The organism is Propioniciclava soli, from assembly GCF_038502305.1.
GTDB lineage: Bacteria > Actinomycetota > Actinomycetes > Propionibacteriales > Propionibacteriaceae > Propioniciclava > Propioniciclava soli.
This window is the reverse complement of sequence record NZ_CP115965.1, coordinates 1,454,173-1,476,856: the sequence shown is the minus strand read 5'-3', so window position 1 is coordinate 1,476,856 and position 22,684 is coordinate 1,454,173. Positions and strand designations below refer to the sequence as shown.

Here is a 22,684-nt window from a genome sequence, read left to right as displayed (position 1 = left end):
CTAGCCGCCCGAGACGTCGGACTCGGCGGCGGAGAGGTCCTCGTCGCCGAGCGTCCGGGAGTCGAGCCAGCCCTGGGGCAGCGTCACCTTGTCGCGCGGCGTCCCCTGCCGCCCCCGCGGCGCCCCCAGCTCGGAGGTCGGGAACGGCGCGTCCGCGTCCAGCTGGGCCAGCAGCGCGTCCAGCTCGGCGAATGAGGAGATCGACGCCAGCCCTCGCCGGAGGTCACCGCCCACCGGGAAGCCCTTGAAGTACCAGGCCATGTGCTTGCGCAGGTCGGTGCAGCCGTGGCGCTCGCCGTGGATCTCCGCGAGCAGCTCGGCGTGCCGACGCACCATGGCGGCCACCTCGCCGAGCGTCGGGAGGTGCCGGGTGTCCCGGCCTGCGAACGCGTCGGCCAGGTCACGGAACAGCCAGGGGCGGCCGAGGCAGCCGCGTCCGATCACGACGCCTGCGCAGCCGGTCTGCTCGACCATGCGGAGCGCGTCGGACGCCTCCCAGACGTCGCCGTTGCCCAGCACCGGGATGTCGAGCGCGTCGGCCAGGGTGCCGATGGCGTCCCAGTCGGCCTGCCCGGCGTAGGCCTGCTGCACGGTCCGCCCGTGGAGCGCGACCGCCGCGATGCCGGCATCCTGCGCGATGTGGCCGGCGTCGAGGTACGTGAGGTGGTCGGCGTCGATGCCCAGCCGCGTCTTCATGGTGACCGGGACGCCGTGGGCGTCCGCGGCCGCGACGGTCTGCTGCAGCAGGGCGGCCAGCCGGTCCCGCTTCCAGGGCAGGACGCCGCCGCCCCCGCGCCGCGTGACCTTGGGCACCGGGCAGCCGAGATTGATGTCGATGTGGTGGACGCCGAAATCCGTGGCGAGGATCGCGGCGGCCCGCGCCATCGTCGCCGGGTCGACGCCGTAGAGCTGCACCGACCGGGTCGTCTCCCCCGGCGCGAACTGCAGCATCGCGTGGGTCCGCGGGTTGCGTTCGACGATGCCGCGGCTGGTGATCATCTCGCACACGTACAGCCCGGCGCCCTGCTCGAGGCAGAGCTGGCGGTAGGCCGGATTCGTGATGCCGGCCATCGGAGCCAGGACGACGGGGGTCGCGACCTCCACCGTCCCCCCGGACGGGGCGGTCAGACGCAGCGGCGGATGAACGGGCACGAGGGACAATCCTACCCGCGGCCCGGTAGGGTCGAAGAATGAGTGCAGACCTGAGCAAGATTCCCAGTCAGACCCAGGATTGGCCTGGCACCGTCGCCGACCTGAAGCCCTCCCCCGACCACGGTGAGACCTCGTGGGTCGGTCGCGACCGGTTGAAGGGCAAGCGCGCCCTCATCACCGGTGGGGACTCCGGCATCGGCCGGGCCATCGCGATCGCCTTCGCGAAGGAGGGTGCCGATGTCGTCATCGCCCACCTCCCCCAGGAGCAGGCCGACGCCGACGAGACCGTGCGGCTCGCATCGCAGGCCGGCGGCAAGGTCATGGCCATCGCCGGAGATCTGCGCACCGCCGAGGAGAACCGCCGCCTGGCCGCGGAGGCCGTGGAGTTCCTCGGGGGCCTCGACGTGCTGATCCCCAACGCCGCGTACCAGATGACCCACCCCGCGCTCGAGGAGTTCCCCGAGGACCAGATCGTCCGCACCTACGAGACCAACGTGTTCAGCCCGTTCTGGCTGGTGCGCGCCCTCTCGGACGAGCTCGCCGACGGCGGAGCGGTGATCATCACGACCTCGGTGCAGGCCTACTCCCCCTCGGAGCACCTGCTCGACTACGCGTCCACCAAGGCGGCGTTGAACAACCTGACGGTGAACCTGGCCGCCGAGCTGGGCGGTGACGGCATCCGCGTGAACGCCGTGGCGCCGGGCCCGATCTGGACGCCGCTGATTCCCGCCACCATGGCCAAGGAGAAGGTGAAGGGCTTCGGCTCCGACACCCCGCTCGGCCGCGCCGGCCAGCCCATCGAGGTGGCCGCCGCGTTCGTGTTCCTGGCCTCCGACGAGGCGAGCTACGTCTCCGGCGCCGTCCTCGGCGTGACGGGCGGCAAGCCTACGTTCTGACGGCGTCCACCAGGACGGTGTGGTCTGGCGCCATCGCCGGGAATCGGACGCCCACGCTCGCCAGCGCGCGCCCCGACAGCCGGACGCCGCCGAACCACGCCGGCGCGCCCCACACCGGTGGCTCGGCCCCGACGCGCACGACGCTCACGTCGTAGTCCGCGTCCGGGTCGAGCCCCGGCAGCACCACGTCCCCGAGGTTGGTGACGGCGTCGATCCGCCCCGGGGTCACCGCGAACACCCCGCGCTCCGGCGTCACCACGCCGTGGATCCACACGTCGGCGTCCGGGGTGTCGACGCGCACCAGGTCGCCGCCGAGCAGGTGCTCGCGGTTCGCCTTCCACCAGCTGATCCAGGCTCCGAGCTCGGCGATCTCGTCGTCGGACGCCTGCGCGAGGTCCCACTCGACGCCGAGGTGGCCGAACACCGCCGTCGCCGCCCGGAACGACAGGTCGTGGACCCGTCCCGTGGTGTGCGAGCGGCCCGAGGCGATGTGGGAGCCCAGCAGCTCGGGCGGGAGCAGCTGGCCGGTCCAGCGGAGCATCGTCTGGCGCTCCAGCGGGTCGATGCAGTCGGACACCCAGACGCGGTCGCAGCGTTGCAGCACCTCGAGATCGACGCGGGCGCCACCCGAGGAGCACGCCTCGATCTCCAGGCCGGGGTGCGCCGCCTTCAGCTCGTCCATCAGCCGGTAGGCGGCCAGCGTCTGGGCGCGGACGCCCGGAGCGCCGCCCGGCGCGGTGCCGGCCTCGACGAGGTCACGGTTGTGGTCCCACTTGAGATACGCGATGGCGTACTCCCCCAGCAGCGCCATCAGCTGATCGCGCACGTGGGCGTACGCGGCGGGAATGCCGAGGTTGAGCACCTGCTGGTGGCGCGCCTCGACCGGCAACCGGCCGTGGCCCGGCTGGAGCAACCACTCCGGATGGGCGCGAGCGACGTCGGAGTCGGGGTTGACCATCTCCGGCTCCACCCACAACCCGAACTGCAGGCCGAGGCCCGTCACGTGGTCGACCAGCGGGCCGAGGCCGTCCGGCCACACCTGTGCGCTGACCACCCAGTCGCCCAGCCCGGACGTGTCCTCGCGCCGCGAACCGAACCAGCCGTCGTCCAGCACGAAGCGTTCGATGCCCAGGGCGGCGGCGCGGTCGGCGAGGTCGCGGAGTCGGTCGAGATCGTGGTCGAAGTACACCGCCTCCCACACGTTGAGGGTGACGGGGCGGGCGCGATCGGGGTGCTGGGGCCGCGCCCGCAGCCAGCGGTGGAAGCGGCGGGCGACGGCGTCCAGCCCCACGCCGTGGCTGAAGTAGACCCACGGCCCCCGGTGGGACGCCCCGGGCCCCAGCCGACCCTCACCGGGCAGCAGCAGTGCGCCTCCGCCGATGAGCTGGTGGCCCGAGGCGTCGCGTTCGGCGTAGTGGACGTGGTTGCCGCTCCACGCGGTGTGGACGCCCCACACCTCGCCGCGGGCGAAACCGAACCCGGGCTCGCCGACGTGCAGGATGGTCGCGGCGTCCGCGCCGGTTCGGCCGTGTCGTCCCTCGCGGAGATGGACGCCGACGGTGAGCGCCCGCCGCTGCGGATGCCGCTCGGCGCCCCAGGAGCCGGCCAGGTCGAGGATCTCGCGGGCCCGCCGCGGCACCGGGAAGGCCACGAGGAGCTCGCCCACGTGGTAGTCGGTGGCCGCGTCGTTCGCCACCGAGGCCCGGGCGCGCGCCAGGCCCTGCGGGGTCAGCTCGACCTCGAGGGTCAAGATCAGCCCCGCCTCGGCGTCGGACGCGGTGACCGTGACGGCCGCCGCGCCGAGGTCGGCGCCGTCGCGGATCGGCGTGCCTTCGCTGGCGACGTCCGTGACCCTCCAGCGAGGCGACCAGTCGACGCCACCGTCGCGCCAGCCCGTCAGACCCGGACGCCCCACCCACCCGCTGGCCTGCTCGGGCACCAACGCCACGCGCACCGGGGCGTCCGGACCGTTCGGCAGCGGCGTGGGCGCCACGGCCGCCGCGAGCTGGGCCAGGGCGTCGGCGTCCTGGGCGCCGAGGTCGGCACCCCAGTGCAGGACCGTGGGCAGGTGGCCGTCGGAGGCGTCCAGCACGAGGCTGACGCCGGCGGCCCGCAGGGTGAAGCGCAGCGGTGAGGTCACGGCTCCACCCTACGGGCGGGCGGCTCAGCAGCCGATGAGGCGTCCCGCGAGGTAGCCGGCGACCTGCTCGAGCGAGACCCGCTCCTGGGCCATCGTGTCGCGCTCGCGGATCGTCACCGCGTTGTCCTCCAGGGTGTCGAAGTCGACCGTCACGCAGTACGGGGTGCCGATCTCGTCCTGGCGGCGGTAGCGGCGTCCGATCGCCTGGGCGTCGTCGAACTCGACGTTCCAGTGCTTGCGGAGCTCGGCGGCCAGGTCGCGCGCCTTGGGTGACAGCTTCTCGTTGCGCGAGAGCGGCAGGACGGCCACCTTGACCGGCGCGAGGCGCGGGTCGAGGCGCAGGACCGTACGGGTGTCGGTGCCGCCCTTGGCGTTGGGGGCCTCCTCCTCGGTGTAGGCCTCGACGAGGAAGGCCATGAGCGAGCGCGTCAGCCCGGCCGCCGGCTCGATGACGTACGGCAGGTAACGCTCGTTCTTGGCCTGGTCGAAGTAGGAGAGGTCCTGCCCCGAGTGCTCGCTGTGCGTGCCGAGGTCGAAGTCGGTGCGGTTCGCGATGCCCTCGAGTTCGCCCCAGCCGTCGCCGCCGGTGAACCCGAAGTCGTACTCGATGTCGACCGTGCGCTTGCTGTAGTGGCTGAGCTTCTCGGCGGGGTGCTCGTAGAGGCGCAGGTGCTCGGGGTTGATGCCGAGGTCGACGTACCAGTCGCGGCGGGCGTCGATCCAGTGCTGGTGCCACTCCTCATCCGTGCCCGGCTCGACGAAGAACTCCATCTCCATCTGCTCGAACTCGCGGGTGCGGAAGATGAAGTTGCCGGGCGTGATCTCGTTGCGGAAGCTCTTGCCGACCTGGCCGATACCGAACGGCACCTTCATGCGGCTGGTCTGCTGCACGTTGGCGAAGTTCACGAAGATGCCCTGCGCGGTCTCGGGGCGCAGGTAGTGCAGCCCCGACTCGTCCTCGATGACGCCGAGGTACGTCTTGAGCATCATGTTGAAGTCACGCGGCTCGGTGAACTGGCCGAGGGTGCCGCACTCGGGGCAGTTGATCTCGGCCAGCGACTCCGGCGCACGGCCCTTCTTGAACGCGAAGGCGTCCTCGAGCTGGTCGGAGCGGAAGCGCTTGTGGCAGCTCTGGCATTCGGTCAGCGGGTCGGAGAAGACCCCGACGTGGCCCGAGGCGACCCATACCTGCCGGGGCAGGATGATCGAGGAGTCGAGCCCGACCACATCCGGCCGGTTCTGCACCACGGCCTTCCACCACTGCCGCTTGATGTTCTCCTTGAGCTCGACGCCATAGGGCCCGTAGTCCCACGCCGCGCGCGTCCCGCCGTAGATCTCACCGCACGGGTACACGAAGCCGCGGCGCTTCGTGAGGCTGATGACGTTGTCGAGCTTGCTGGCCACTGCTGTGCCTCCTGGTCGGCCGGGGATGCCCGGCTGGCACCCACCCCGGCGGGCAAGCCTACCGGTGCGCCGCGTCCCGGCCACCATCGTGGACGCCCCGCAATCGCGCTCGAAGCCGTCGACCCCGGGCGCCGCCACTCCTGCCATGGGTGCCGCGAGCTCAGGACTCCGTTGCCGCCCGGGGACGCGTCCGCACGCCGGGGGGCAACGCGCCGACGGGGGCGACGACCACGTCGTCGAGCTTCCAGTCCAGGCGGCCGATGGCCTCGGCCAGCTCGTCGCACTGCTCGGCGCCAAGCGGCCCGACCGGCACCACGAACACCTCGGTGTGGAACACGTGGCCCTGGTCGCGGACGCGGCAGCCCGCCCGATCCACCCACGCCCGGGAGTGGGCCGCCTCGAGGATGTCGTCGACGACCGGGTGGACGTCGGCGTCGTCGAAGGTGCGGGCCTCCCCGTCCAGCAGGTCGCGGACCGCCCCGCGCAGCTGGGAGACCCCGTCGTGCAGGATGCTGCCGGCGATCACGAGCGCGGCCACGGCGTCCAGCCACCAGACGCCGTAGGCGATGCCCAGCACGCCCACGATGGCGGCCGCCGCGGTCATCCAGTCGGCCTTGTTCATGTCGGCGTCGGCGTAGAGCACCTTGTCGTGCAGGTCCCGCGCCAGCGGCAACTTCCGACGGCCCAGGATCACCGGGAAGACGCCGGTGTAGACCATCGCGGCGATCATCAGCCACCCGGTCCACACCGTCTGCCCGAACAGCTGCACCGTGCCGATCGGCGGGTGCTCGCCGGCGAGCAGCCCCGAGCCCGAGTCGAACACCAGGAACAGCCCCATGCCGAGCAGGGCGACCGCCGCCGTCAGGTGCGCCGAACCCACGACCCGGTGATGACCGTACGGATGGCTGACGCTCGGACGCCGCCCCGCCCGTCTCGTCGCGAGCAGGAAGGCGAGGGGCGGGATCAGGGAGAGCAGGTCCTCGATCCAGGCCACCTTCATCGCCTGGCTGTTGCCCATGACGAGGTAGACCACCACGACGCCGCTGGTCAGGAACGCCAGGCTCACCCACTCCAGCCGCCGGGCGCGCCGCAGCGCCGCCTCCTGCTCCGGTGGCAGCTCGGTGTTGCCGAAGCGGGCGACCCTCGACGGCCCGCTCACGGCGTGGCCCGGTCGAGGTAGGTCTCCAGCGCGACGAGCAGGGCGTTCTCCCCCAGGGGAACGGCCAACACGCGCCCGACGTCGTCTCCGCCCACCTTCCCGGCACCGTAGACCCGGGTCACCGCCACCGTGTCGGCCCACGGCGTGTCGTCGGCGAACCCGGCGGCCAGGACGTCCAGCTCGCCGTCCTCCATCGCCGCCACGAGTTCCTGCTCCCCGCCCGGGCGCCACTCGACGCGCACGCCCAGAGAGTCGGCGAAACCCTCGACCAGGTCGGCCTCCGGGCCGGACACCCGGCCGTCCTTCACGACCACCGCGCCCTCGCTCCCGGACGCCCCCGCCCGCAGCACGCCGGTGGAGCGCACGCGCTCCAACGTGCCGTCCGGGTCACGGGGCAGGTCGGAGCACCCGGCCAGCAGGAACACCCCCACGACCACGGCGAACACCCGCACGATCCAGCGCTTCACGGCCGCACACTACACCCGGCTCGTCAGCCCGCCCGCCCACCAGGGGGCGGCTGCTCAGGCGTCCGGGGAGGGCCCCGTCGACTCGCGCACGACGAGCTGGACGGGGAAGAACTGGCGCTTCAACCCGCCGTTCTCCTCCGCGAGAGCCAGGCGCAGGGCGGCGCCGCCCATCTCCTCCAACGGGATGTGCACGGTCGTGAGCGACGGGGTGAGGTCACGGGCCACCCAGATGTCGTTGCAGCCCGCCACCGACATGTCGGTGGGCACCGCGAGGCCGTGGTCGCGACAGTAGGCGAGGGCGCCGATGGCCATCTGATCCGCGGTGGTGACCACCGCGGTGAGGTCGGCGTCCAGGGCGAGCAGCTGGGACATGCCGGCGTACCCCCCGTCACGCGTCTGCGGCACCTGCACCACGGTCGGTGCCCGCCCCAGCCCGTCGGCGACCCCGCGCACGCGGTCCACCGTGGACGTCACCACCCCCGAGCCCGAGAGCACACCGACGCGGGTGTGCCCGAGGCGGCGCAGGTGGGCGCCCAGGGCGTGGCCGGCACCGTGGTTGTCCGCCTCGACGCGCACCGCGGGCACGCCCGCGTCCAGCTCGTGACGCCCGAGCAGCACCACCCGACCGGTCTGGGAGAACGACGCCACCCGCGCCGCCAGGCCCACGCGGTACTCCTCGTCGTCGAGGCCGGACCCGGCCACGATGATGATGCTCGCTCCGTGGGACTGCAGCTGGCGAAAGCTGGCCAGCTCCCGCTCCGGGTCACGATCGGTGCTCACGACGGTGACCAGGCACGACTCCTCGGCCGCGACACGGCGGACGCCGTCGACCAGCGCGTCGAAGTAGTGGTCGCCGACCTGGCCCACCAGCACCCCGACGGTGCGCGCGTTGCCGGTGATCAGGGCGCGCGCCTGCGCGTTGGGCACGTAGTCGAGCCGTGCGGCGACCTCGACGACGCGCTCGCGCAGCTCGGCGCTCACGGGGTAGCTGCTGCCCGACAGCACGCGTGAGGCCGTCGCCAGCGAGACTCCCGCCTCGCGGGCGACCTGCTTGAGGTTGCCACCCATGGCCCGGACTCTAACGCCCCGGGCAGGCCTCGGCCCGCAGCGCGGCCTCCAGCAGCCGGACGCCGTCGAGCACCTCGGCGTGGGCCACGGGCGACGGTCCCCCGGCCAGGAAGCGCATGATCGCCGCCGCGGCGGGGTCGAAATAGTCCGGGCCCAGGGGCAGCTCCGCCTGCCGGGCCCCCGACGGTGTGGTGACGCGGGCGCGAAACGGCGCTTCTTGCCCGAGCAGTCGAATCTCGATGGGGCAGGAGGTACGGCAGCGCAGCACCACCCCCTCCCGCGTGGGGTGGGCGCTGAGATCGCGCACGGGGCCTGGGGCGAGCGCCAGGGCCAGCTCGATGGCGTGCGGGGCGTAGAAGGCGCGGCCACCGTGGGGGGACGCCGGGTCCGTCGGTCCGCTCACCCGGACGACGCGCACGTCATCTGGGCGGGCCGGCGACACGCCGGCCACCCCCCGGTGCCACCGCAGGGCGGAGAAGCTCGTCACCCGCCCGCCCGCCGCCCGAGCTTGGGCGATCAGCGCGGCGGCGTCCCGGCTCGTCAGCGCGAAGGGCTTGTCGACGAACACGCTCAAACCGGCACGCAGGAGCGGTTCGGCGGCGCCGCGGTGGTGCGATCCGTCGCGGCCCAGGACGACGGCGGCGTCCACCAGGCCCACGAGATCGGGCGGCTCGGCGACGACGTCGAGGCCCTCCCAGCCCCGCGTGGGGCCGACCACGGCGGTGAGACGGGCCCCGGCATCCGGATGCCGGGCCAGCCACCCCGCCAGCGCATCGGCGTGGCTGCTCTCGTCACCCACCAGGCCGATCCGCACGCCGCACCTCCCTTCCGAAACGCGCCGAGACCGCTTCCTACCGGGCCTGGGCAGCGCTATTGTCACCGCCATAGTAAACGTTTCCTGCCGCAGGAGGCGTCGGAGTCGGATTGTCACCCGGGCAGTCCCACGTCAGGAGGTTCCCCATGAAGTCACGACTCGTGGCCAGTGCCACGCTCCTCACCCTCGCGTTCGCCGGCTGCTCGGGGAACGCCGCAACACCCGGCACCACGGCCGGCACGGACACCGCCGGCGGTGAGCCCAGCGGCGACGTCACGGTGTGGATGTACCCGGTCATCGCCGACGACGCGGCCTCCCAGACCTTCTGGGCGGACGCCGAGAGCGCCTTCGAGGCGGACCACCCGTCCATCGACCTCACGATCGAGCTGCAGCCGTGGGCCGGCCGCGACGAGCAGGTGGCGACGGCGATCGCGTCCAACACCGGGCCCGACCTGGTGCTCCTCACGCCCGACTCGCTGCCCGGTTTCGTCGACAACGGCGGCTTGAAGTCGCTGGCGGACGCCCAGGATCCCGCGTTCCTTGAATCCGCCGTCACGGCCGCCACGGTCGACGGCGAGATCTACGCGGTGCCGCTCTACCACACGGTGATCGCGCCGGTGTACAACCAGCCGCTCTTCGAGGCGGCGGGCATCACGGAGCTGCCCGAGACCTGGGACGACCTCACCGCGGCCGCGCCGGCCCTGGCCGCCAACGGCATCACCCTCATGGACTACTCCGGCGTCGCCACCCTGAACATGACGTACTACCCGTTCCTGTGGCAGGCCGGGGGCTCGGTGTTCGCCGACGACGGGGAATCCGTGGCCTTCAACTCCGACGAGGGCCGCGCCGCGCTGCAACTGCTCGTCGACCTCAAGAACGCCAACGCCCTCCCGGCCGACGCCGCCACCAAGGAGAACACCGTCGAGGGGTCGGGCCTCACCAACGGCACGATCGCGATGACCCCGATGGCCGTCAAGGCGGACGCGGCCACCCTGCAGACCGCCCTCGGCGAGGACGCCGTCGCCGTCGGCGCACCGCTGACGGGTGAGGAGCAGGTGACGTTCGGCCTGCCCGGTCTGCTGGCGCGCACCTCGATCAGCGACGACGACGGCACCGCCGAGGTGGTGGCGCAGTACCTGTCCTCCGCGGAGTTCCAGACCAGCCTGTCGGAGGCGTCCGGTTACTTCCCGGCGCGCACCGACGCCACGGCGGACAGCTCCGACCCGCTCAACGCGCCGTTCCAGGCGGCGCTGGAGTACGCCCGGCCCGGTGAGGTCAACCCGCACTCGCGCCAGGTGATGGCTGCGCTGTCCGCGCACATCCAGGCGGCGCTCCAGGGCACCAAGACGGTGGAGCAGGCGCTCGCCGACGCCGAGACCGAGTGCAACGCCATCCTGCAGAGCTGACCCGTCCCTGCGGAGGACCCGGCCCGTCGCCAGGCCGGCCGGGTCCTCCCCCCGCCACGGATCCCCACCCGAGGATCCCCACCCAGGAGGGAGCACCATGGCGTCCGTCATCGCGGGCCGACGTGCCGGCTGACCCCCGTCGAACACGCACCGGCTCCGCCCCGCGCGTCCCCGGCCGTGCCGCGCGTCGCCGGGACATGACCGCCGGGCTGTTGTTCGTGCTGCCCATGCTGGTGCTGTTCGTCATGTTCCGCGCCTTCCCGGCGCTGGGGGCCATCGGGCTGAGCTTCACCAACTACAAGCTCTCCGGGGACTTCGACGTCGTGGGCCTCAAGAACTACGCCGACTTCTTCACCAGCGAGGTGGCCCGCAACGCCCTGGCCACGACCCTGCTCTACGCGGTGATCTACGTGCCGCTCGTGCTCGCCGTGGCGCTGGGCATCGCGCTGCTGCTCAACCACATCGTGTGGGGCTCCGGTCTGTTCCGCTCCATGATGTTCCTGCCGTACGTCACCTCCTTCGTCCTCGCCGGCATCATCTGGACGTGGCTGCTCTCCCTGGAGGGGCCGATCAACGCGGTCGTGGGCGCCCTCGGCCAGGCACCCATCCCGTTCCTGTCCGGAGCCCAGCCGCTGATCCTGACCTCCATCGCGTCGGCGTCGGTGTGGCACGGCTACGGCTACTCGATGCTGATCCTGCTCGCCGGCCTCAAGACGATTCCCGAGGAGCTCTACGAGTCGGCCCGCATCGACGGCGCCACCGCGTGGCGCCAGTTCCGCCACATCACCCTGCCCCTCCTGCGCCCCAGCCTGTTCTTCGTTCTCGTCATCGAGACCATCGCCGCGTTCCAGGTGTTCGACACCGCCTACGTCATGACCGGCGGCGGCCCGGCGCGGGCGTCCTACTCGCTCGTGTACTTCCTCTACGACTCGGCGTTCCGGTACTTCAACTTCGGTCAGGCCGCGGCCGTCGGCGTCGTGCTGTTCGCGATCGTGCTGGTTCTCTCGCTGGTGCAGCGCCTCGTGCTCGACCGGGAGACGGCATGACCAAGCGACGCCTCACCCCCGCGCACCTGCTCGCCGGCCTCCTGGCGCTCGGCACCGTCACACCGTTCCTCATGGTCGTCGTCCTCGCCCTGAGCCCGCCCTATGCACCGACGATCCCGCAGACGTGGCCGGCGTCCCTCACCCTGGACAACCTTCGCGCCACGCTGGCGTCCGGCAACTTCGTGCGCTGGACGTGGAACAGCCTGGTCTACTCCGTCGTGAGCGTCGTGATCGTGCTGCTCACCGCCGCCATGGCGGGGTACGCCTTCGCGAAGAAGCGGTTCCCGGGGCGGGAGATCCTGTTCTGGTCGTTCCTCGCCACGCTCATGGTGCCCTTCCAGGCCATGCTGATCCCGCTCTTCATCCTGATGGCCCGGCTCGAGGGCGTGAACACGTTCTGGGGTCTCATCGTGCCGACGCTGGCCAACAGCCAGGCGGTGTTCCTCATGCGCCAGTTCATCCGCGACCTGCCCGACGAGCTCTTCGACGCCGCCCGCGTCGACGGTGCCGGCGAGTGGCGCACCTTCTGGCAGATCGTGCTGCCGCTCACCAAGCCGATCCTGGCGACGCTGGGCATCTTCGTCTTCCTGTGGCACTGGAACGACTTCCTCTGGCCGCTCGTCATGGCGCAGTCCAACGCCATGCGGACGCTGACCGTCGGCCTCGCGACGTTGCAGAGCGAGCAGGTTGCCCGCTCGGAGGTGATGGCCGGGGCGCTGATCACGGTCATCCCCTGCCTCGTCATCTTCTTCCTGCTGCAGCGGCACCTCGTCAACTCGATCGCGTCCACCGGAATCAAGGGCTGAGGAGGCCACCCGTGACCGACATGCCCACCACCGAGGCGGCCCTCGAGGAGCAGCTCTCGGCGCCGTCGGACGCCGTGGCCGCGGCGTTGGCGTCCACCACCGGCGACATCGTGGTGCTCGGGGCGGGCGGCAAGGTGGGCCCCACCCTGTGCCGCATGCTCCGGCGGGCGCTGGACGCCGCGGGCTCGCCGCGGCGGGTGCTGGCGATCAGCCGGTGGTCCGACGCCGACGTGCGCGACCGGCTGACCCGCTGGGGCGTCGAGCCGGTGACCGCCGACCTCGCCGATCCCGATGCCTGGGCCGGGCTGCCCGACGCCGGGGCGGTCTTCTTCCTGGCCGGGAACAAGTTCGGCTCGACGGGCAACCAGCACCTCACGTGGTGGATGAACGCCGTGGTGCCCGGGTTGGCCGCGTCGCGCTACCGGGGCGTCCCGACGGTGGTCTACAGCTCGGGGAACGTCTACCCGTTCGTGCCACCGCACTCGGGGGGCTGCTCCGAGACCGATCCGGTCGGACCCGTCGGCACCTACGCCCAGAGCTGCCTGGCCCGGGAGCAGGCCTTCGCCCACGCCGCCGCGCAGTGGGGCACGCCGGTCGCGATCTACCGCCTCAACTACGCCGTCGAGCTGCGCTACGGCGTGCTCGCCGACATCGCGGGCAAGGTGGCCTCCGGCGCCGAGGTCGACGTGACCATGGGGGCGGTGAACGTCGTGTGGCAGCGCGACTCCACCGAGTGGAGCATCCGGCTCCTGGAGCACGCCGCTCCGGAACCCTTCGTCCTCAACGGGACCGGCCCCGAGACGGCCTCCACCCGCCGCCTCGCCGAGCAGTTCGCCGCCCTGCTCGGGCGCGAGGCGCACATCGTCGGGACGGAGGCGCCCGAGGCGCTGCTCTCGGACGCGTCGCGCTGCCACGCCTTGTTCGGCTACCCGACCGTGGGGCTGGCCCAGGCCCGGGCGTGGACGGCCGCGTGGATCGCCGCCGGGGGGCGCCAGCTCGGCAAGGCGACCAAGTTCCAGACCCGAGACGGGAGATTCTGATGACCTCCGCCACCTCGAGCGGGCCCGGCGCGCTGGCGACGGCGCGGCCACCCGCGCTCGGCGGTGCGATCCCCGCCATGCCGCTGCTGCTCGGAGCCGACGGGCGCATCGACTGGCGCGCCCAGCGCGCGGTGGTCCGCTACCACCTGGCCGCCGGTGTCGCCGGGCTGGCGGTCGGAGTCCACACCACGCAGTTCGAGCTGCACGACGACCGCGTGCTGCTGTGCGACGTCTGGGAGCTCGTCCACGACGAGCTGGCGGCCTCCGGTCTGGATGCGACGCTGGTCGCTGGGGTGAGCGGGGACACCGACCAGGCGGTGGCCGAGGCCGAGGCGGCGGCGTCCCTGGGCTACCGGGCCGTGCTGCTGAGCAGCCGTGGCGCCCCCGACGCGGGCGAGGACGCGATCCTGGACCGGGCCGCGGCCGTCGGTGCCGCGCTGCCGACCATCGGGTTCTACCTGCAGGAGTCGGTGGGCGGTCGCTACCTTTCACCGCGGTTCTGGCAGCGGCTGGTCGAGCAGCCGACGTGCATCGGGGTCAAGGCCGCGCCGTTCGACCGCTACCGGACGCGGGACGTCGCGTCGGCGATCCTCACGTCCGACCGGTGGCGCGACGTGGCGCTCCTGACCGGCAACGACGACGCCATCGTCGCCGACCTCGTCACCCCGCACCGCCGCGTCGTGGGCGGTGTCGAGCGCGAGCTGCGCTGCGCCGGCGGTCTCCTCGGGCAGTTCGCCGTCGGCACCCGGGCGGCCGCGCAGCTGACGCAACGTTGCCTGGCGGCCAGCGACGCGTCGCCCGATCTGCTCGCCCTGGGCCAGGACCTCACTGAGGTCAACGCCGCGGTCTTCGACGTGGTCCACCAGTTCGCCGGCTGCGTGGCCGGCGTCAACGAGGTGCTGCGCCAGCAGGGCCTGGCCCCCTCGGCGCGCTGTCTGGCGCCGACCGAGCGGGTCTCACCGGGGCAGGCCGACCTCATCGCGGCGGCCCGCCGCCGGTTCCCCGACCTGCTCGATGAGGACTTCATCGCCGAGCACCGGGACGCCTGGCTGTCCTGACCGCAGGCGCCGGTTGGGGGGCGGGGTCAGAGCCCGAGGAGGTCGGCGGCGTTGCCGGCCATCACCGCGGCGCGCTCACTGTCGGAGAGCCTCGCAGCGTGGACCGCCCCGAAGGTGACCGACGGATCGATCAGCGTGGCGTCGGTGCCGAACACCAGCCGGTCGGCGCCGATGGCGTCCAAGACCCAGCGGATGCGGTGCGCCTCGGGCTGGGACCAGCACGGCTCGAACCAGATCCGGTCGGAGCGGCGCCGCGCGTCGGGCACCAGCCGCCACGCGTTGGCCCCCATGTGGCCGGCGATGAGGCACGCCCCGTCGATGGCCGCCGCCTGGTCGGCGAGGTCGACCACGTCCCCACCCCACGTGTGCACGAGGACCGGCAGGCCGGCGTCCGTGGCGAGCCGCAGCGCGTTCCGCATCGCGCCGGACGCGATGGGGGTGGCCGTGTAGTGCGTGTGGATCTTGACCCCCACCCAGCGCGGCCGGGTGAGCCGACCCAGATCCCGTTCGGCGGCCGCCAGGTCGCGGGGGTCGATGGTGACGTAGCCCCGCAGGCGGGGGTCGTCCGCGTTCGCGAACTCCCGCTCCAGCGCCGCGTTGCCGCTGACGGGGTCGTAGGTGATCGCCTCGATGGCGCTCACCACCTGCACGTCGATGCCGAATCGGTCGAGCAGCGCGCGGTTGAGCGCCAGGGAGCCGGTCTCCATCGAGAAGAACCAAGGGCCCCAGTGGGCGTGGGCGTCGACGATCATGCGCGCCTCACCAGCCGGGCGAGATTCCCGGACGCCGCGGCGCGCCGCGCCTCGTCGTCCAGGGTGGACGTCAACAGCCGCTCGACCGCGGAGCGCCCCTCGTGGAAGCCGGCGCGGGAACCGAACACGAGCCGGTCCGATCCGAGCTCGTCGACCACGATCTCGAGGGAGTCCGGCCCGTTCAGCAGCCGCGTCGACACGTGGAACCCCGGCTCGTCGGCGGCCAGCGCCACGAGGTCGCCCAGATGGTAGAAGTGGGCGTCGAGGAACACCACGCGCAACCCCCGGCCGGCGTAGGCGGGCCCCCACACCCGGACGTCACCCTCCGCGAACACGAGGAGATCGCGCTCCGCGCAGGCCCGGACGATCGCGGCGAACCCCGGATGGGTGGGCAGACAGTCCTGCCGCTGCGGCGCCAACCGAACCACCGTGCCGTCCGGGGCCGCCGCCAGCGCCGCCCTCGCCCCCAGCCAGTCGCGCGTCTCCAGGGTGAGGGAGGGCACCAGGCCGAGCGTGCGTGCGGCCTCGACCACCTCCGCGTTGCCGGACGCGGCGTCGAACGTCATCGCCCGCAGGGAGCCCAACACGCCGCCGCCGATCGGGACGCCGGCCCCCGCCGCCAGCCAGGCGGCCAGATCCGGCACCGCGGTGCGCACGGCGGTCACCGGGTCGCGCCCCACCAGCAGGTCGGCGTCCCACACCTGCAGGGCCGCAGCGTTTGTGCCGGCGCTCACGCCGCACCCCTGTTGCAGGCCTCGGTGATGGCCGCCGCGATGGCGTCGGTGTCGGCGTCGGTGAGGTGCTCGTGGATCCACACCACCACCACCCGGTCCAACGCGGCTCGGGCGTGAGGCACCGCCACGTCGGCATACGAGAAGCCCTCGCCGGCCAGGGGGAAGGGGTGGCCCGAGGAACCGAACGTGCGCTGCTCGTGGGTCGCGGCCAGGCACTCGAAGATCGGCGCGCCGATGTAGCCACCCGTGACGGGCACCCCGGCCTCGCGCAGCGCTGCGGCCACGGCGTCGCGGCGTTCTGGGGCCACGTAGAACGGGTAGCACCAGTACGACGCCGGTCCGCCCGGCGGCGGCGTCCAAACCTCCGCACCGGGCGCCTGCGCGACGGCCTCGTCCAGCCGGGCCGCGATCGCTCGACGCCGCGCGACGACGGCCGGCAGCGTCGCGAGCTGGGGCAGGGCGACGGCGGACTGCAGCTCGGTGATGCGGTAGTTGAGCCCTAGGTGGGGGTAGGCGCGAGCGTGCGGGGAGGACCGGTCCCAGCCCTTGTCGCGGAACAGCCGCATGCGGCCCGCGAGCTCGTCGTCGTCGGTGATCACCACGCCACCGTCCCCGCTGGTCATGTGTTTGCTCTGCTGCATGCTGAAGGCACCCAGGTGCCCGAAGGTGCCCACGGGACGCGCGCCCAGCTGCGTCGCATGGGCCTGGGAACAGTCCTCGATGAGGAACAGGCCCCGCTCGTCAGCGAACCGGCGGAGCGCCGCCGCGTCCGACACGCCCCCGAACAGGTGGACGAGCATGATGGCGCCGGTGCGTTCGGTCAGCGCCGCCTCGACGCCCTCGACCGTCATGGCGAGGTGCTCGTCCACGTCACAGAACGTCGGGATGAGTCCCTCGTACAGCAGGGGCACCACCGAACCGGCGTCGGTGATCGGGGCCACGACCACCTCGGTGCCGGGTTCGAGACGCAGGGACGCGACGGCGGTGTGGAGCGCCGCGGTGCCGGAGGAGGCCGCGACCGCGTGGGCCGCGCCGTAGAAGGACGCGAACCCCTCCTCCAACCGCGCGGTGAACGGCCCGTTCACGCTGGACAGGCTGCCGGACGCCAGCGCGGCGGCGCAGTTCTCGAGCGCCTCGGCGCCGAACGGTTGTCGCTGGGTGAGTTCCACCGGTCGCTCCTGCCCCCTGCGTCTTGAGACGGGGCCGCCCGGCCCCGGTGCTCCACGCTAGCGCCCGGGCCGCACAGGGAGCAAAGCTTTTCTGCGCCTCGGGACAGGCCCGCGCGACCCCTTGTCGGACGCCGCAGAATACGTTTACCGTGGTGCCCAGACCGAGTCACCGGTGACCACATCCCCTGGAGGAACCATGGCCCTGCGTTCTGCTCGACGGCCCCTGTTCGGCGTCCTCGCCGCCGCCCTCGCGGCGTCCGTCTGTCTCGTGGCGCCCGCCCACGCCGCGGAGAATCCCCTGCCCGCCAGCTACACCGCTCCCCCGGCGCCCGGGGGTGCCCTCACCGACCTCGGCTCGCCGATCAGCTCCCTCACGGTCGTGGAGGGCGACTTCGGGCACCTCCCGGACGGCACCTTCGTCGCCTACGCGGCCCCCATGGGTGAGGACGCCGCGCTCAACGTGTCCACCGCGACCTCGGGCACGAACACCCTGCTGGGCCAGTACCCCATGGTGGGCGCATCCGGCGCCCCCATGGTGCAGGTGGCCCCCGACGGCCGCGTGTACGCCGCCACCTACACCGACGGCCACCTCTATCGGTGGGATCCGGCGACCGCGGAGATGACCGACCTGGGTCAGGCCCCGGGCGGGGCGACCTACCTCTACGGCCTCTCGTTCGCCCCCGACGGCACGGTCTACGGCGGCTCCTACCCCCACGCGACCGTGTGGTCGTACGCCGACGGCGTCGGTTTCACCGACCTGCAGGTGCCCATTCCGGACGCCTCCGTCCAGTACACACGCACGGTCTATGACCCCGACCGCCACGCCCTGTGGATCGGCACGCAGGCCACCGCCCACCTCTACCGGTTCGACCTCACCACCGGTGCGCTGGCCGAGGTCACCCTGGCCGCCGCCCCCAAGGCCGTCAGCTCCGTCTCCGACCTCGACTACGCCGAGGGAAGGGTGTTCGTGAACTGGGGCGGGTACGTCCGGGTCGTCGACGCCGAGTCCCTCACCGAGGTCGCCTTCACCGACGTGTCCGCCAGCATCCCCTTCACCGCGTACCCGCTCAGCGCCCGCGGCGTCTCCGAGGCCAAGCAGGGTGGCGTCTACTTCTCCAGCACCCAGGTGGTGAACGGCCGCAACAGCGTCGAGGTGGTCCGCTACGACCTCGCCACCGACACCGTCGCGCGCACCGGGGCCAACACCACCGTGCGCGGGGCCCTGATCGGGTACGGCTGGACGGTGGAGAACGGCCAGGACGTCCTCTACGCCCTCGCCGGCAACTACTCCGGCGGCGGCTTCATGCTCAACATCGACAGCGGACGGTGGCAGCGGGTGCAGTACGACATCCCCCGCGTGCCGTCCCCGCTGCAGCACGTCCTCCCCAACGCCGACGGCAGCCAGGTGCTGGTCAACGCGTTCCTCAATGGGGACACGAGCCGCTGGGACGTGGCGCGCGGAACCGCCACGCCGTTCACCCGCTTCGGGCAGGTGGAGGACTGGACGCTGGTCGACGGGGTCGTCCACGCCGGGGTCTACCCCAACGGCACGCTGGTCAGCGCACCCTTCTCGTCCTCCTCCTCGCCCACCCTGACGACCCACGCGACGCTGAAGGACTCCCACCAGCAGATTCGCCCGATCGAGGCGAAGGAACACGAGGGCAGGATCTGGTACGGCACCAACCCCGACTACGGGCTGCACGGCGGGGCCATCGCCGTCCTCGACCCCACCACCGGGGCCGTCGACGTCACCGTCGACGTGGTGCCCGACCACACGATCGCCGCGCTCGCGTTCGTCGGCTCGCGGGTGTTCGCCGGGTCGTCCACCGTGGGCGGCACCGGAACGCAACCCGTGCCCGGCTCCGGCACCCTCATCGCGTGGGACGCCGCAACGAAGTCCGTCGTCGCGTCGGTCACCCCGGTGGAGGGCGCCCGCAGCGTCAACGCGCTCGTGGAGCACCACGGACTGCTCTACGGCCTGGCCGACCACACGCTGTTCGAAGCCGACCCGGACACACTCGCGGTGACCCGGACGCTGCACCTCGGCACCTCCGGGCCCGTCCAGCCCGGTGAGGGCGAGCTCGTCTTCCACCCCAACGGCTACCTGTACGCCAGCGTCGACGACGCCGTCGTCGTGGTCGATCCGTTGGCCTTCGTCGCCACCACCCTGCTCGGCGAGGGGACGCAGCGGTGGGAGCTCTCCCCCGACGGCTCGTTCTGGACGACCGTGCGCCCCGAGGGTGCCCGGAGCTTCACGCACCTGGGTCAGTACGGGCCGGCCGCCACCGACTGCGCCGCGCCGGACACGCGGCCGTACGTGACGCTGCTCGGCCGCACGACCACCGTGCGCAACCGGTTCCTCACCACCGGCTGCACGCTGCAGGATCTCATCCCCACCCAGGGAGTCCCCCCACGCCGATACGAGGCGGTGCTCCAACCGTGGTTGAGCGCTCGGGTCGCGGCCGGGCAGCTGAGCCCGATCGAGCGACGGCTGCTGTGGGACGCGGCCCGTGGGCGCTAGGGCCGGCTCAGCTGCCCCGGGGGACGTTGAACCCGACGTCGGCGGGGTCGGCGTAGGCGCTCGGCTCGTCGATGGCCTCGCCGAGCAGCGGCATGAGGGCCATCTTGGCCTCGTAGCCGTTGAAGGAGCGGCGGTAGGAGCCGACGTCGGCCCAGCGCGACACGATCGCCCACAGCTCGGGGTCGTCCAGGTTGCGCACCACCTCGGCGCCCTCACAGCCCGGGCACGACCCGAAGAACGCGGCCACCGCGTCCGCCCGACCCGAGAAGGACGCGGCGGCGTCCTGCGCCACGCGGAACCGGTTGACCACGACCATGGCCGTCACCCTAGCTGCCACGCCGCCCGCGAGGACGTCCGGGTAGGCTCCCCCGCGAGGAGGTTGCCATGACGCAGACACCGCAACGCCGCACCCGGCAGCGGACGGCCGTCGCCGAGGCCCTCGACGGCCTGGCGGAGTTCCGCACCGCCCAGGACATCCACGACCTGCTCCGCCACGCCGGTGAGAGCATCGGGCTGGCGACGGTGTACCGGAGCCTCCAGTCGATGGCCGAGGCCGGCGAGGCCGACGTCATCCGGACGCCCGACGGCCAGGCCGCCTACCGCTCCTGCGGGCAGGGCACCGGCCACCACCACCACCTGATCTGCCGCTCCTGCGGCAGAACCGTGGAGTTCGAGCTCGATGACTTCGAGTCCCTCGTCGGCACGATCGCCGCGCGGCACGCGTTCATCGACGTCGACCACGAGCTCGAACTGTTCGGCACCTGCGCGGCCTGCGCCGCGTCGTGAGAGCCCCGCGCTGACGCTGCCCCCTCAGAACCCCATGGCCAGGCGGTGGTAGGCGTTGTTCCACCGCAGTTCCTTGGCGAACTGTTCGGTCTCGGTCCGGCCCGTGATGGAGACGAGCTCCACGTCCAGCATCGTCGCCAGGTTCGCGAGGTGCTCGCGCCGCAACGAGGTCGACAACACCGTGTGGTGTGGCCCACCCGCGAGCAGCCAGCACTCCGTCGAGGTGCTGAAGTCGGCGTCCGCCCGCCACACCGCACGCGCGACCGGCAGGTTCGGCAGGTCCTCCAGCGGCTCGACCAGCTCGACGTCGTTGCTCACCATGCGGAACCGGTCGCCCAGGTCGCACAGGCCGAGCACCACGGCCGGCCCGGTCGCGGCGGTGAACACCATGCGCACCGGGTCCTCCCGGTCGCCGATGCCCAGCGGGTGCACCTCGATGCGCGGCTTCTCGCCGGTGATGGAGGGATCCACCTCGAGCATGTGCGCCCCCAGCGAGAGCTCGCGTCCGGGTTCGAGGTGGTAGGTGTAGTCCTCCATGAACGAGCTGCCGCCCGGCAGGCCGACCTCCATCGTCTTCAGGACGCGGCCCAGCACCGCGGTCTTCCAGTCGCCCTCGCCGGCGAAGCCGATGCCGTCGGCCATGAGCCGCTGCACCGCCAGGCCGGGGAGCTGCTTCAGCCCGCCGAGGTCCTCGAACGTCGTCGTGAACGCCCCGAACCCGCCGTCGACGACGAAGCGCCGCAGCGCCACCTCCTGGCGGGCGCCGTAGCGCAGCGACTCCGCTCGGTCCCCACCGGGGCGCAGCTCGGGGGCCACGTCGTACAGGTCGAGGTACTCCTCGACGACGGCGTCCACCTCCGCGTCCGCCACCGCGTCCACGACCGCCACCAGGTCGTTGACGCCCCACGTGTTGACGCTGACGCCGAACGTCAGCTCCGCGGCGACCTTGTCGCCCTCGGTGACGGCCACCGAGCGCATGTTGTCGCCGAAGCGGCAGACGCGGAGCTGCGCCAGCTCGGCCGCACCCAGGCAGGCGCGGGCCCAGGTGGCCACGCGCTCCACCACCAACGGGTTCGAGACGTGCCCGGCCACCGTCGTCCGGTTCTTGCCCAGCCGCGTCTGGATGTAGCCAAACTCGCGGTCGCCGTGGGCGGCCTGGTTCAGGTTCATGAAGTCCATGTCGATGGTGGCCCACGGCAGGTCGCGATTGGCCTGCGTGTGCAGGTGCAGCAGCGGCTTGGCCAGCAGGTCGAGCCCCGTGATCCACATCTTCGCCGGGCTGAACGTGTGCATCCAGGCGATGACGCCCACGCAGGCGTCGTCGGAGTTCGCGTCGATCATCACGCGCCGGATGCCGGCCGTGTCGGTCAGCACCGGCTTGGCGACCACCTCGACCGGCATCTGCTCGGCGGACGCCAGCGCGTCCGACACCGTCCGGCTCTGGTCGGCCACCTGCGTCAGGACGTCCTCGCCGTACAACCCCTGGCTGCCGGTCAGGAACCACACCTGCTTGCGCTCACTCATCTTGTTCTCCCTTGGTTGGTGGGCCGCGTCACTGCCCGTAGACGTTCTGGTACCGGTCCCACAACCGGTCGATGTCGGCCTGGTCGATCCGCTGCGGCTCCCCGAGCAGCCGCGCGGTGTGGACGGTCCGCGCCACCTCCTCGAGCATCACCGCCGCCTTCACCGCGTCCAGCCCCGAGGAGCCGATGGTGAACGGGCCGTGGTTGGCCATGAGGACGGCCCGCGAGCGCGAGTCGCGCAGCGTCTCGACGATGCCGCGGCCGATCGAGTCGTCGCCGATCAGCGCGAACGGGCCGACGGGGATGTCGCCGCCGAACTCGTCGGCCATCATCGTCAGCACGCACGGGATCGGCTCGCGCCGGGCCGACCAGGCGGTCGCGTAGGTCGAGTGGGTGTGCACCACGCCCTGCACCTGCGGCATTGCGCGGTACACGTAGGCGTGGGCCGCGGTGTCGGAGGACGGCTTGCGCTCCCCCTCCACGCGGTTGCCGTCGAGGTCGCACACCACCATGTCATCGCTCGTCAGGGTGTGGTAGCGGGCCCCGGAGGCCTTGATGACGAACAGGTCGACCCCCGGCACGCGCTCGGACACGTTGCCGGCGGTCCACGTCACGAGGTCGTTGGCGGGCAGCTCGGCGTGCAGGTCGGTCACCACCTGCTTCACGCGGTCGATCTCGGCGCGGAACTCGGCCAGGCGCGGGTCGGTCATCGGGGTCCTCTCAGGTGGTGGCAGACGGGAAAC

General features: G+C 72.3%; 21 protein-coding genes. 8 read left to right on the top strand and 13 right to left on the bottom strand.

Annotated features, from left to right (window positions below; all coding sequences use genetic code 11):
- Window positions 1-1,104, bottom strand: coding sequence for a tRNA dihydrouridine synthase DusB (gene dusB / locus PCC79_RS06775; protein WP_342373603.1), 1,104 nt, complete (start codon window positions 1,102-1,104; stop codon window positions 1-3).
- Between the two features lie 86 nt (window positions 1,105-1,190).
- Between dusB and PCC79_RS06770 the strand changes: the two genes are divergently transcribed.
- Entirely contained in the window at window positions 1,191-2,048 is an 858-nt protein-coding gene (locus PCC79_RS06770) for an SDR family oxidoreductase (protein WP_342373369.1), read from the top strand.
- Here PCC79_RS06770 and PCC79_RS06765 read toward each other — a convergent pair.
- The 6 genes from PCC79_RS06765 to PCC79_RS06740 form a co-directional block, all read right to left on the bottom strand.
- Window positions 2,038-4,188, bottom strand: coding sequence for an alpha-galactosidase (locus PCC79_RS06765; RefSeq protein WP_342373368.1), 2,151 nt, complete (start codon window positions 4,186-4,188; stop codon window positions 2,038-2,040). The two genes, PCC79_RS06770 and PCC79_RS06765, sit on opposite strands and share 11 nt — an antisense overlap.
- A 24-nt stretch (window positions 4,189-4,212) precedes the next feature.
- A complete protein-coding gene (locus PCC79_RS06760) occupies window positions 4,213-5,679 on the bottom strand; it encodes a glycine--tRNA ligase (RefSeq protein ID WP_425325669.1) in 1,467 nt (488 codons plus the stop codon).
- 73 nt (window positions 5,680-5,752) lie between these two features.
- Window positions 5,753-6,751: a cation diffusion facilitator family transporter gene (locus PCC79_RS06755; protein WP_342373367.1), complete on the bottom strand. Its 999-nt coding sequence runs from the start codon at window positions 6,749-6,751 to the stop codon at window positions 5,753-5,755.
- On the bottom strand, window positions 6,748-7,218 hold the full coding sequence (locus PCC79_RS06750; protein ID WP_232548197.1) for a transporter substrate-binding domain-containing protein: 471 nt from the start codon (window positions 7,216-7,218) through the stop codon (window positions 6,748-6,750). The genes PCC79_RS06755 and PCC79_RS06750 overlap by 4 nt, the downstream gene beginning before the upstream one ends.
- Before the next feature lie 54 nt (window positions 7,219-7,272).
- The gene (locus tag PCC79_RS06745; RefSeq protein WP_342373366.1) at window positions 7,273-8,286 is read right to left on the bottom strand and encodes a LacI family DNA-binding transcriptional regulator; all 1,014 of its coding nucleotides are present in this window, start codon (window positions 8,284-8,286) and stop codon (window positions 7,273-7,275) included.
- 10 nt (window positions 8,287-8,296) lie between these two features.
- Complete coding sequence (locus PCC79_RS06740; protein ID WP_342373365.1) at window positions 8,297-9,100, bottom strand: Gfo/Idh/MocA family oxidoreductase; 804 nt, start codon at window positions 9,098-9,100, stop codon at window positions 8,297-8,299.
- 146 nt (window positions 9,101-9,246) lie between these two features.
- Here PCC79_RS06740 and PCC79_RS06735 point away from each other — a divergent pair, with 146 nt between their 5' ends.
- From PCC79_RS06735 to PCC79_RS06715, 5 genes are all read left to right on the top strand, one after another.
- The gene (locus PCC79_RS06735) at window positions 9,247-10,506 is read left to right on the top strand and encodes a sugar ABC transporter substrate-binding protein (protein ID WP_342373364.1); all 1,260 of its coding nucleotides are present in this window, start codon (window positions 9,247-9,249) and stop codon (window positions 10,504-10,506) included.
- Window positions 10,507-10,703: 197 nt separating this feature from the next.
- Entirely contained in the window at window positions 10,704-11,552 is an 849-nt protein-coding gene (locus PCC79_RS06730) for a sugar ABC transporter permease (protein ID WP_342373363.1), read from the top strand.
- Entirely contained in the window at window positions 11,549-12,358 is an 810-nt protein-coding gene (locus tag PCC79_RS06725; RefSeq protein WP_232548202.1) for a carbohydrate ABC transporter permease, read from the top strand. The genes PCC79_RS06730 and PCC79_RS06725 overlap by 4 nt, the downstream gene beginning before the upstream one ends.
- A gap of 20 nt (window positions 12,359-12,378) precedes the next feature.
- Window positions 12,379-13,398: an NAD(P)-dependent oxidoreductase gene (locus PCC79_RS06720; RefSeq protein WP_342373601.1), complete on the top strand. Its 1,020-nt coding sequence runs from the start codon at window positions 12,379-12,381 to the stop codon at window positions 13,396-13,398.
- Window positions 13,398-14,456 carry a dihydrodipicolinate synthase family protein gene (locus tag PCC79_RS06715; protein WP_342373362.1) on the top strand — a complete coding sequence of 353 codons (1,059 nt, stop codon included), beginning with the start codon at window positions 13,398-13,400 and terminating at the stop codon, window positions 14,454-14,456. Before PCC79_RS06720 ends, PCC79_RS06715 begins: the two co-directional genes overlap by 1 nt.
- A gap of 26 nt (window positions 14,457-14,482) precedes the next feature.
- Here PCC79_RS06715 and PCC79_RS06710 read toward each other — a convergent pair whose 3' ends face one another.
- Genes PCC79_RS06710 through PCC79_RS06700 form a run of 3 tightly spaced genes read right to left on the bottom strand, consistent with a single transcriptional unit; the run spans window position 14,483 to window position 17,111 of the window.
- A complete protein-coding gene (locus PCC79_RS06710) occupies window positions 14,483-15,208 on the bottom strand; it encodes an amidohydrolase family protein (protein ID WP_342373361.1) in 726 nt (241 codons plus the stop codon).
- The gene (locus PCC79_RS06705) at window positions 15,205-15,942 is read right to left on the bottom strand and encodes a hypothetical protein (protein WP_342373360.1); all 738 of its coding nucleotides are present in this window, start codon (window positions 15,940-15,942) and stop codon (window positions 15,205-15,207) included. The genes PCC79_RS06710 and PCC79_RS06705 overlap by 4 nt, the downstream gene beginning before the upstream one ends.
- The gene (locus PCC79_RS06700) at window positions 15,939-17,111 is read right to left on the bottom strand and encodes a DegT/DnrJ/EryC1/StrS family aminotransferase (protein WP_342373359.1); all 1,173 of its coding nucleotides are present in this window, start codon (window positions 17,109-17,111) and stop codon (window positions 15,939-15,941) included. The genes PCC79_RS06705 and PCC79_RS06700 overlap by 4 nt, the downstream gene beginning before the upstream one ends.
- Before the next feature lie 196 nt (window positions 17,112-17,307).
- On the opposite strand from PCC79_RS06700, the gene PCC79_RS06695 reads away from it, so the two are divergent.
- Window positions 17,308-19,632, top strand: a complete 2,325-nt coding sequence (locus tag PCC79_RS06695; protein WP_342373358.1) for a hypothetical protein — start codon at window positions 17,308-17,310, stop codon at window positions 19,630-19,632.
- Window positions 19,633-19,639: 7 nt separating this feature from the next.
- Here the strand turns inward: PCC79_RS06695 and PCC79_RS06690 are convergent, their stop codons facing one another.
- On the bottom strand, window positions 19,640-19,948 hold the full coding sequence (locus tag PCC79_RS06690; protein WP_342373357.1) for an antibiotic biosynthesis monooxygenase family protein: 309 nt from the start codon (window positions 19,946-19,948) through the stop codon (window positions 19,640-19,642).
- Window positions 19,949-20,016: 68 nt separating this feature from the next.
- Here PCC79_RS06690 and PCC79_RS06685 point away from each other — a divergent pair, with 68 nt between their 5' ends.
- On the top strand, window positions 20,017-20,418 hold the full coding sequence (locus tag PCC79_RS06685; protein ID WP_232548209.1) for a Fur family transcriptional regulator: 402 nt from the start codon (window positions 20,017-20,019) through the stop codon (window positions 20,416-20,418).
- A gap of 24 nt (window positions 20,419-20,442) precedes the next feature.
- Here PCC79_RS06685 and araA read toward each other — a convergent pair whose 3' ends face one another.
- Complete coding sequence (gene araA, locus PCC79_RS06680) at window positions 20,443-21,942, bottom strand: L-arabinose isomerase (RefSeq protein ID WP_342373356.1); 1,500 nt, start codon at window positions 21,940-21,942, stop codon at window positions 20,443-20,445.
- A 28-nt stretch (window positions 21,943-21,970) separates the two neighbouring features.
- On the bottom strand, window positions 21,971-22,651 hold the full coding sequence (locus tag PCC79_RS06675) for an L-ribulose-5-phosphate 4-epimerase (protein ID WP_232548211.1): 681 nt from the start codon (window positions 22,649-22,651) through the stop codon (window positions 21,971-21,973).
- Between the last annotated feature and the right edge of the window lie 33 nt (window positions 22,652-22,684).

Excerpts from the sequence above, each read along its gene's own strand:
- PCC79_RS06745 (WP_342373366.1), bottom strand. The coding sequence starts at position 8,286 with ATGGGTGGCAACCTCAAGCAGGTCGCCCGCGAGGCGGGAGTCTCGCTG.
- araA (WP_342373356.1), bottom strand. The coding sequence starts at position 21,942 with ATGAGTGAGCGCAAGCAGGTGTGGTTCCTGACCGGCAGCCAGGGGTTG.
- PCC79_RS06770 (WP_342373369.1), top strand. The coding sequence starts at position 1,191 with ATGAGTGCAGACCTGAGCAAGATTCCCAGTCAGACCCAGGATTGGCCT.
- PCC79_RS06710 (WP_342373361.1), bottom strand. The coding sequence starts at position 15,208 with ATGATCGTCGACGCCCACGCCCACTGGGGCCCTTGGTTCTTCTCGATG.
- PCC79_RS06685 (WP_232548209.1), top strand. The coding sequence starts at position 20,017 with ATGACGCAGACACCGCAACGCCGCACCCGGCAGCGGACGGCCGTCGCC.
- PCC79_RS06725 (WP_232548202.1), top strand. The coding sequence starts at position 11,549 with ATGACCAAGCGACGCCTCACCCCCGCGCACCTGCTCGCCGGCCTCCTG.
- PCC79_RS06760 (WP_425325669.1), bottom strand. The coding sequence starts at position 5,679 with ATGGTGGCCGGGACGCGGCGCACCGGTAGGCTTGCCCGCCGGGGTGGG.
- PCC79_RS06720 (WP_342373601.1), top strand. The coding sequence starts at position 12,379 with ATGCCCACCACCGAGGCGGCCCTCGAGGAGCAGCTCTCGGCGCCGTCG.
- PCC79_RS06675 (WP_232548211.1), bottom strand. The coding sequence starts at position 22,651 with ATGACCGACCCGCGCCTGGCCGAGTTCCGCGCCGAGATCGACCGCGTG.
- PCC79_RS06690 (WP_342373357.1), bottom strand. The coding sequence starts at position 19,948 with ATGGTCGTGGTCAACCGGTTCCGCGTGGCGCAGGACGCCGCCGCGTCC.
- PCC79_RS06715 (WP_342373362.1), top strand. The coding sequence starts at position 13,398 with ATGACCTCCGCCACCTCGAGCGGGCCCGGCGCGCTGGCGACGGCGCGG.
- PCC79_RS06730 (WP_342373363.1), top strand. The coding sequence starts at position 10,704 with ATGACCGCCGGGCTGTTGTTCGTGCTGCCCATGCTGGTGCTGTTCGTC.
- PCC79_RS06735 (WP_342373364.1), top strand. The coding sequence starts at position 9,247 with ATGAAGTCACGACTCGTGGCCAGTGCCACGCTCCTCACCCTCGCGTTC.
- PCC79_RS06695 (WP_342373358.1), top strand. The coding sequence starts at position 17,308 with ATGGCCCTGCGTTCTGCTCGACGGCCCCTGTTCGGCGTCCTCGCCGCC.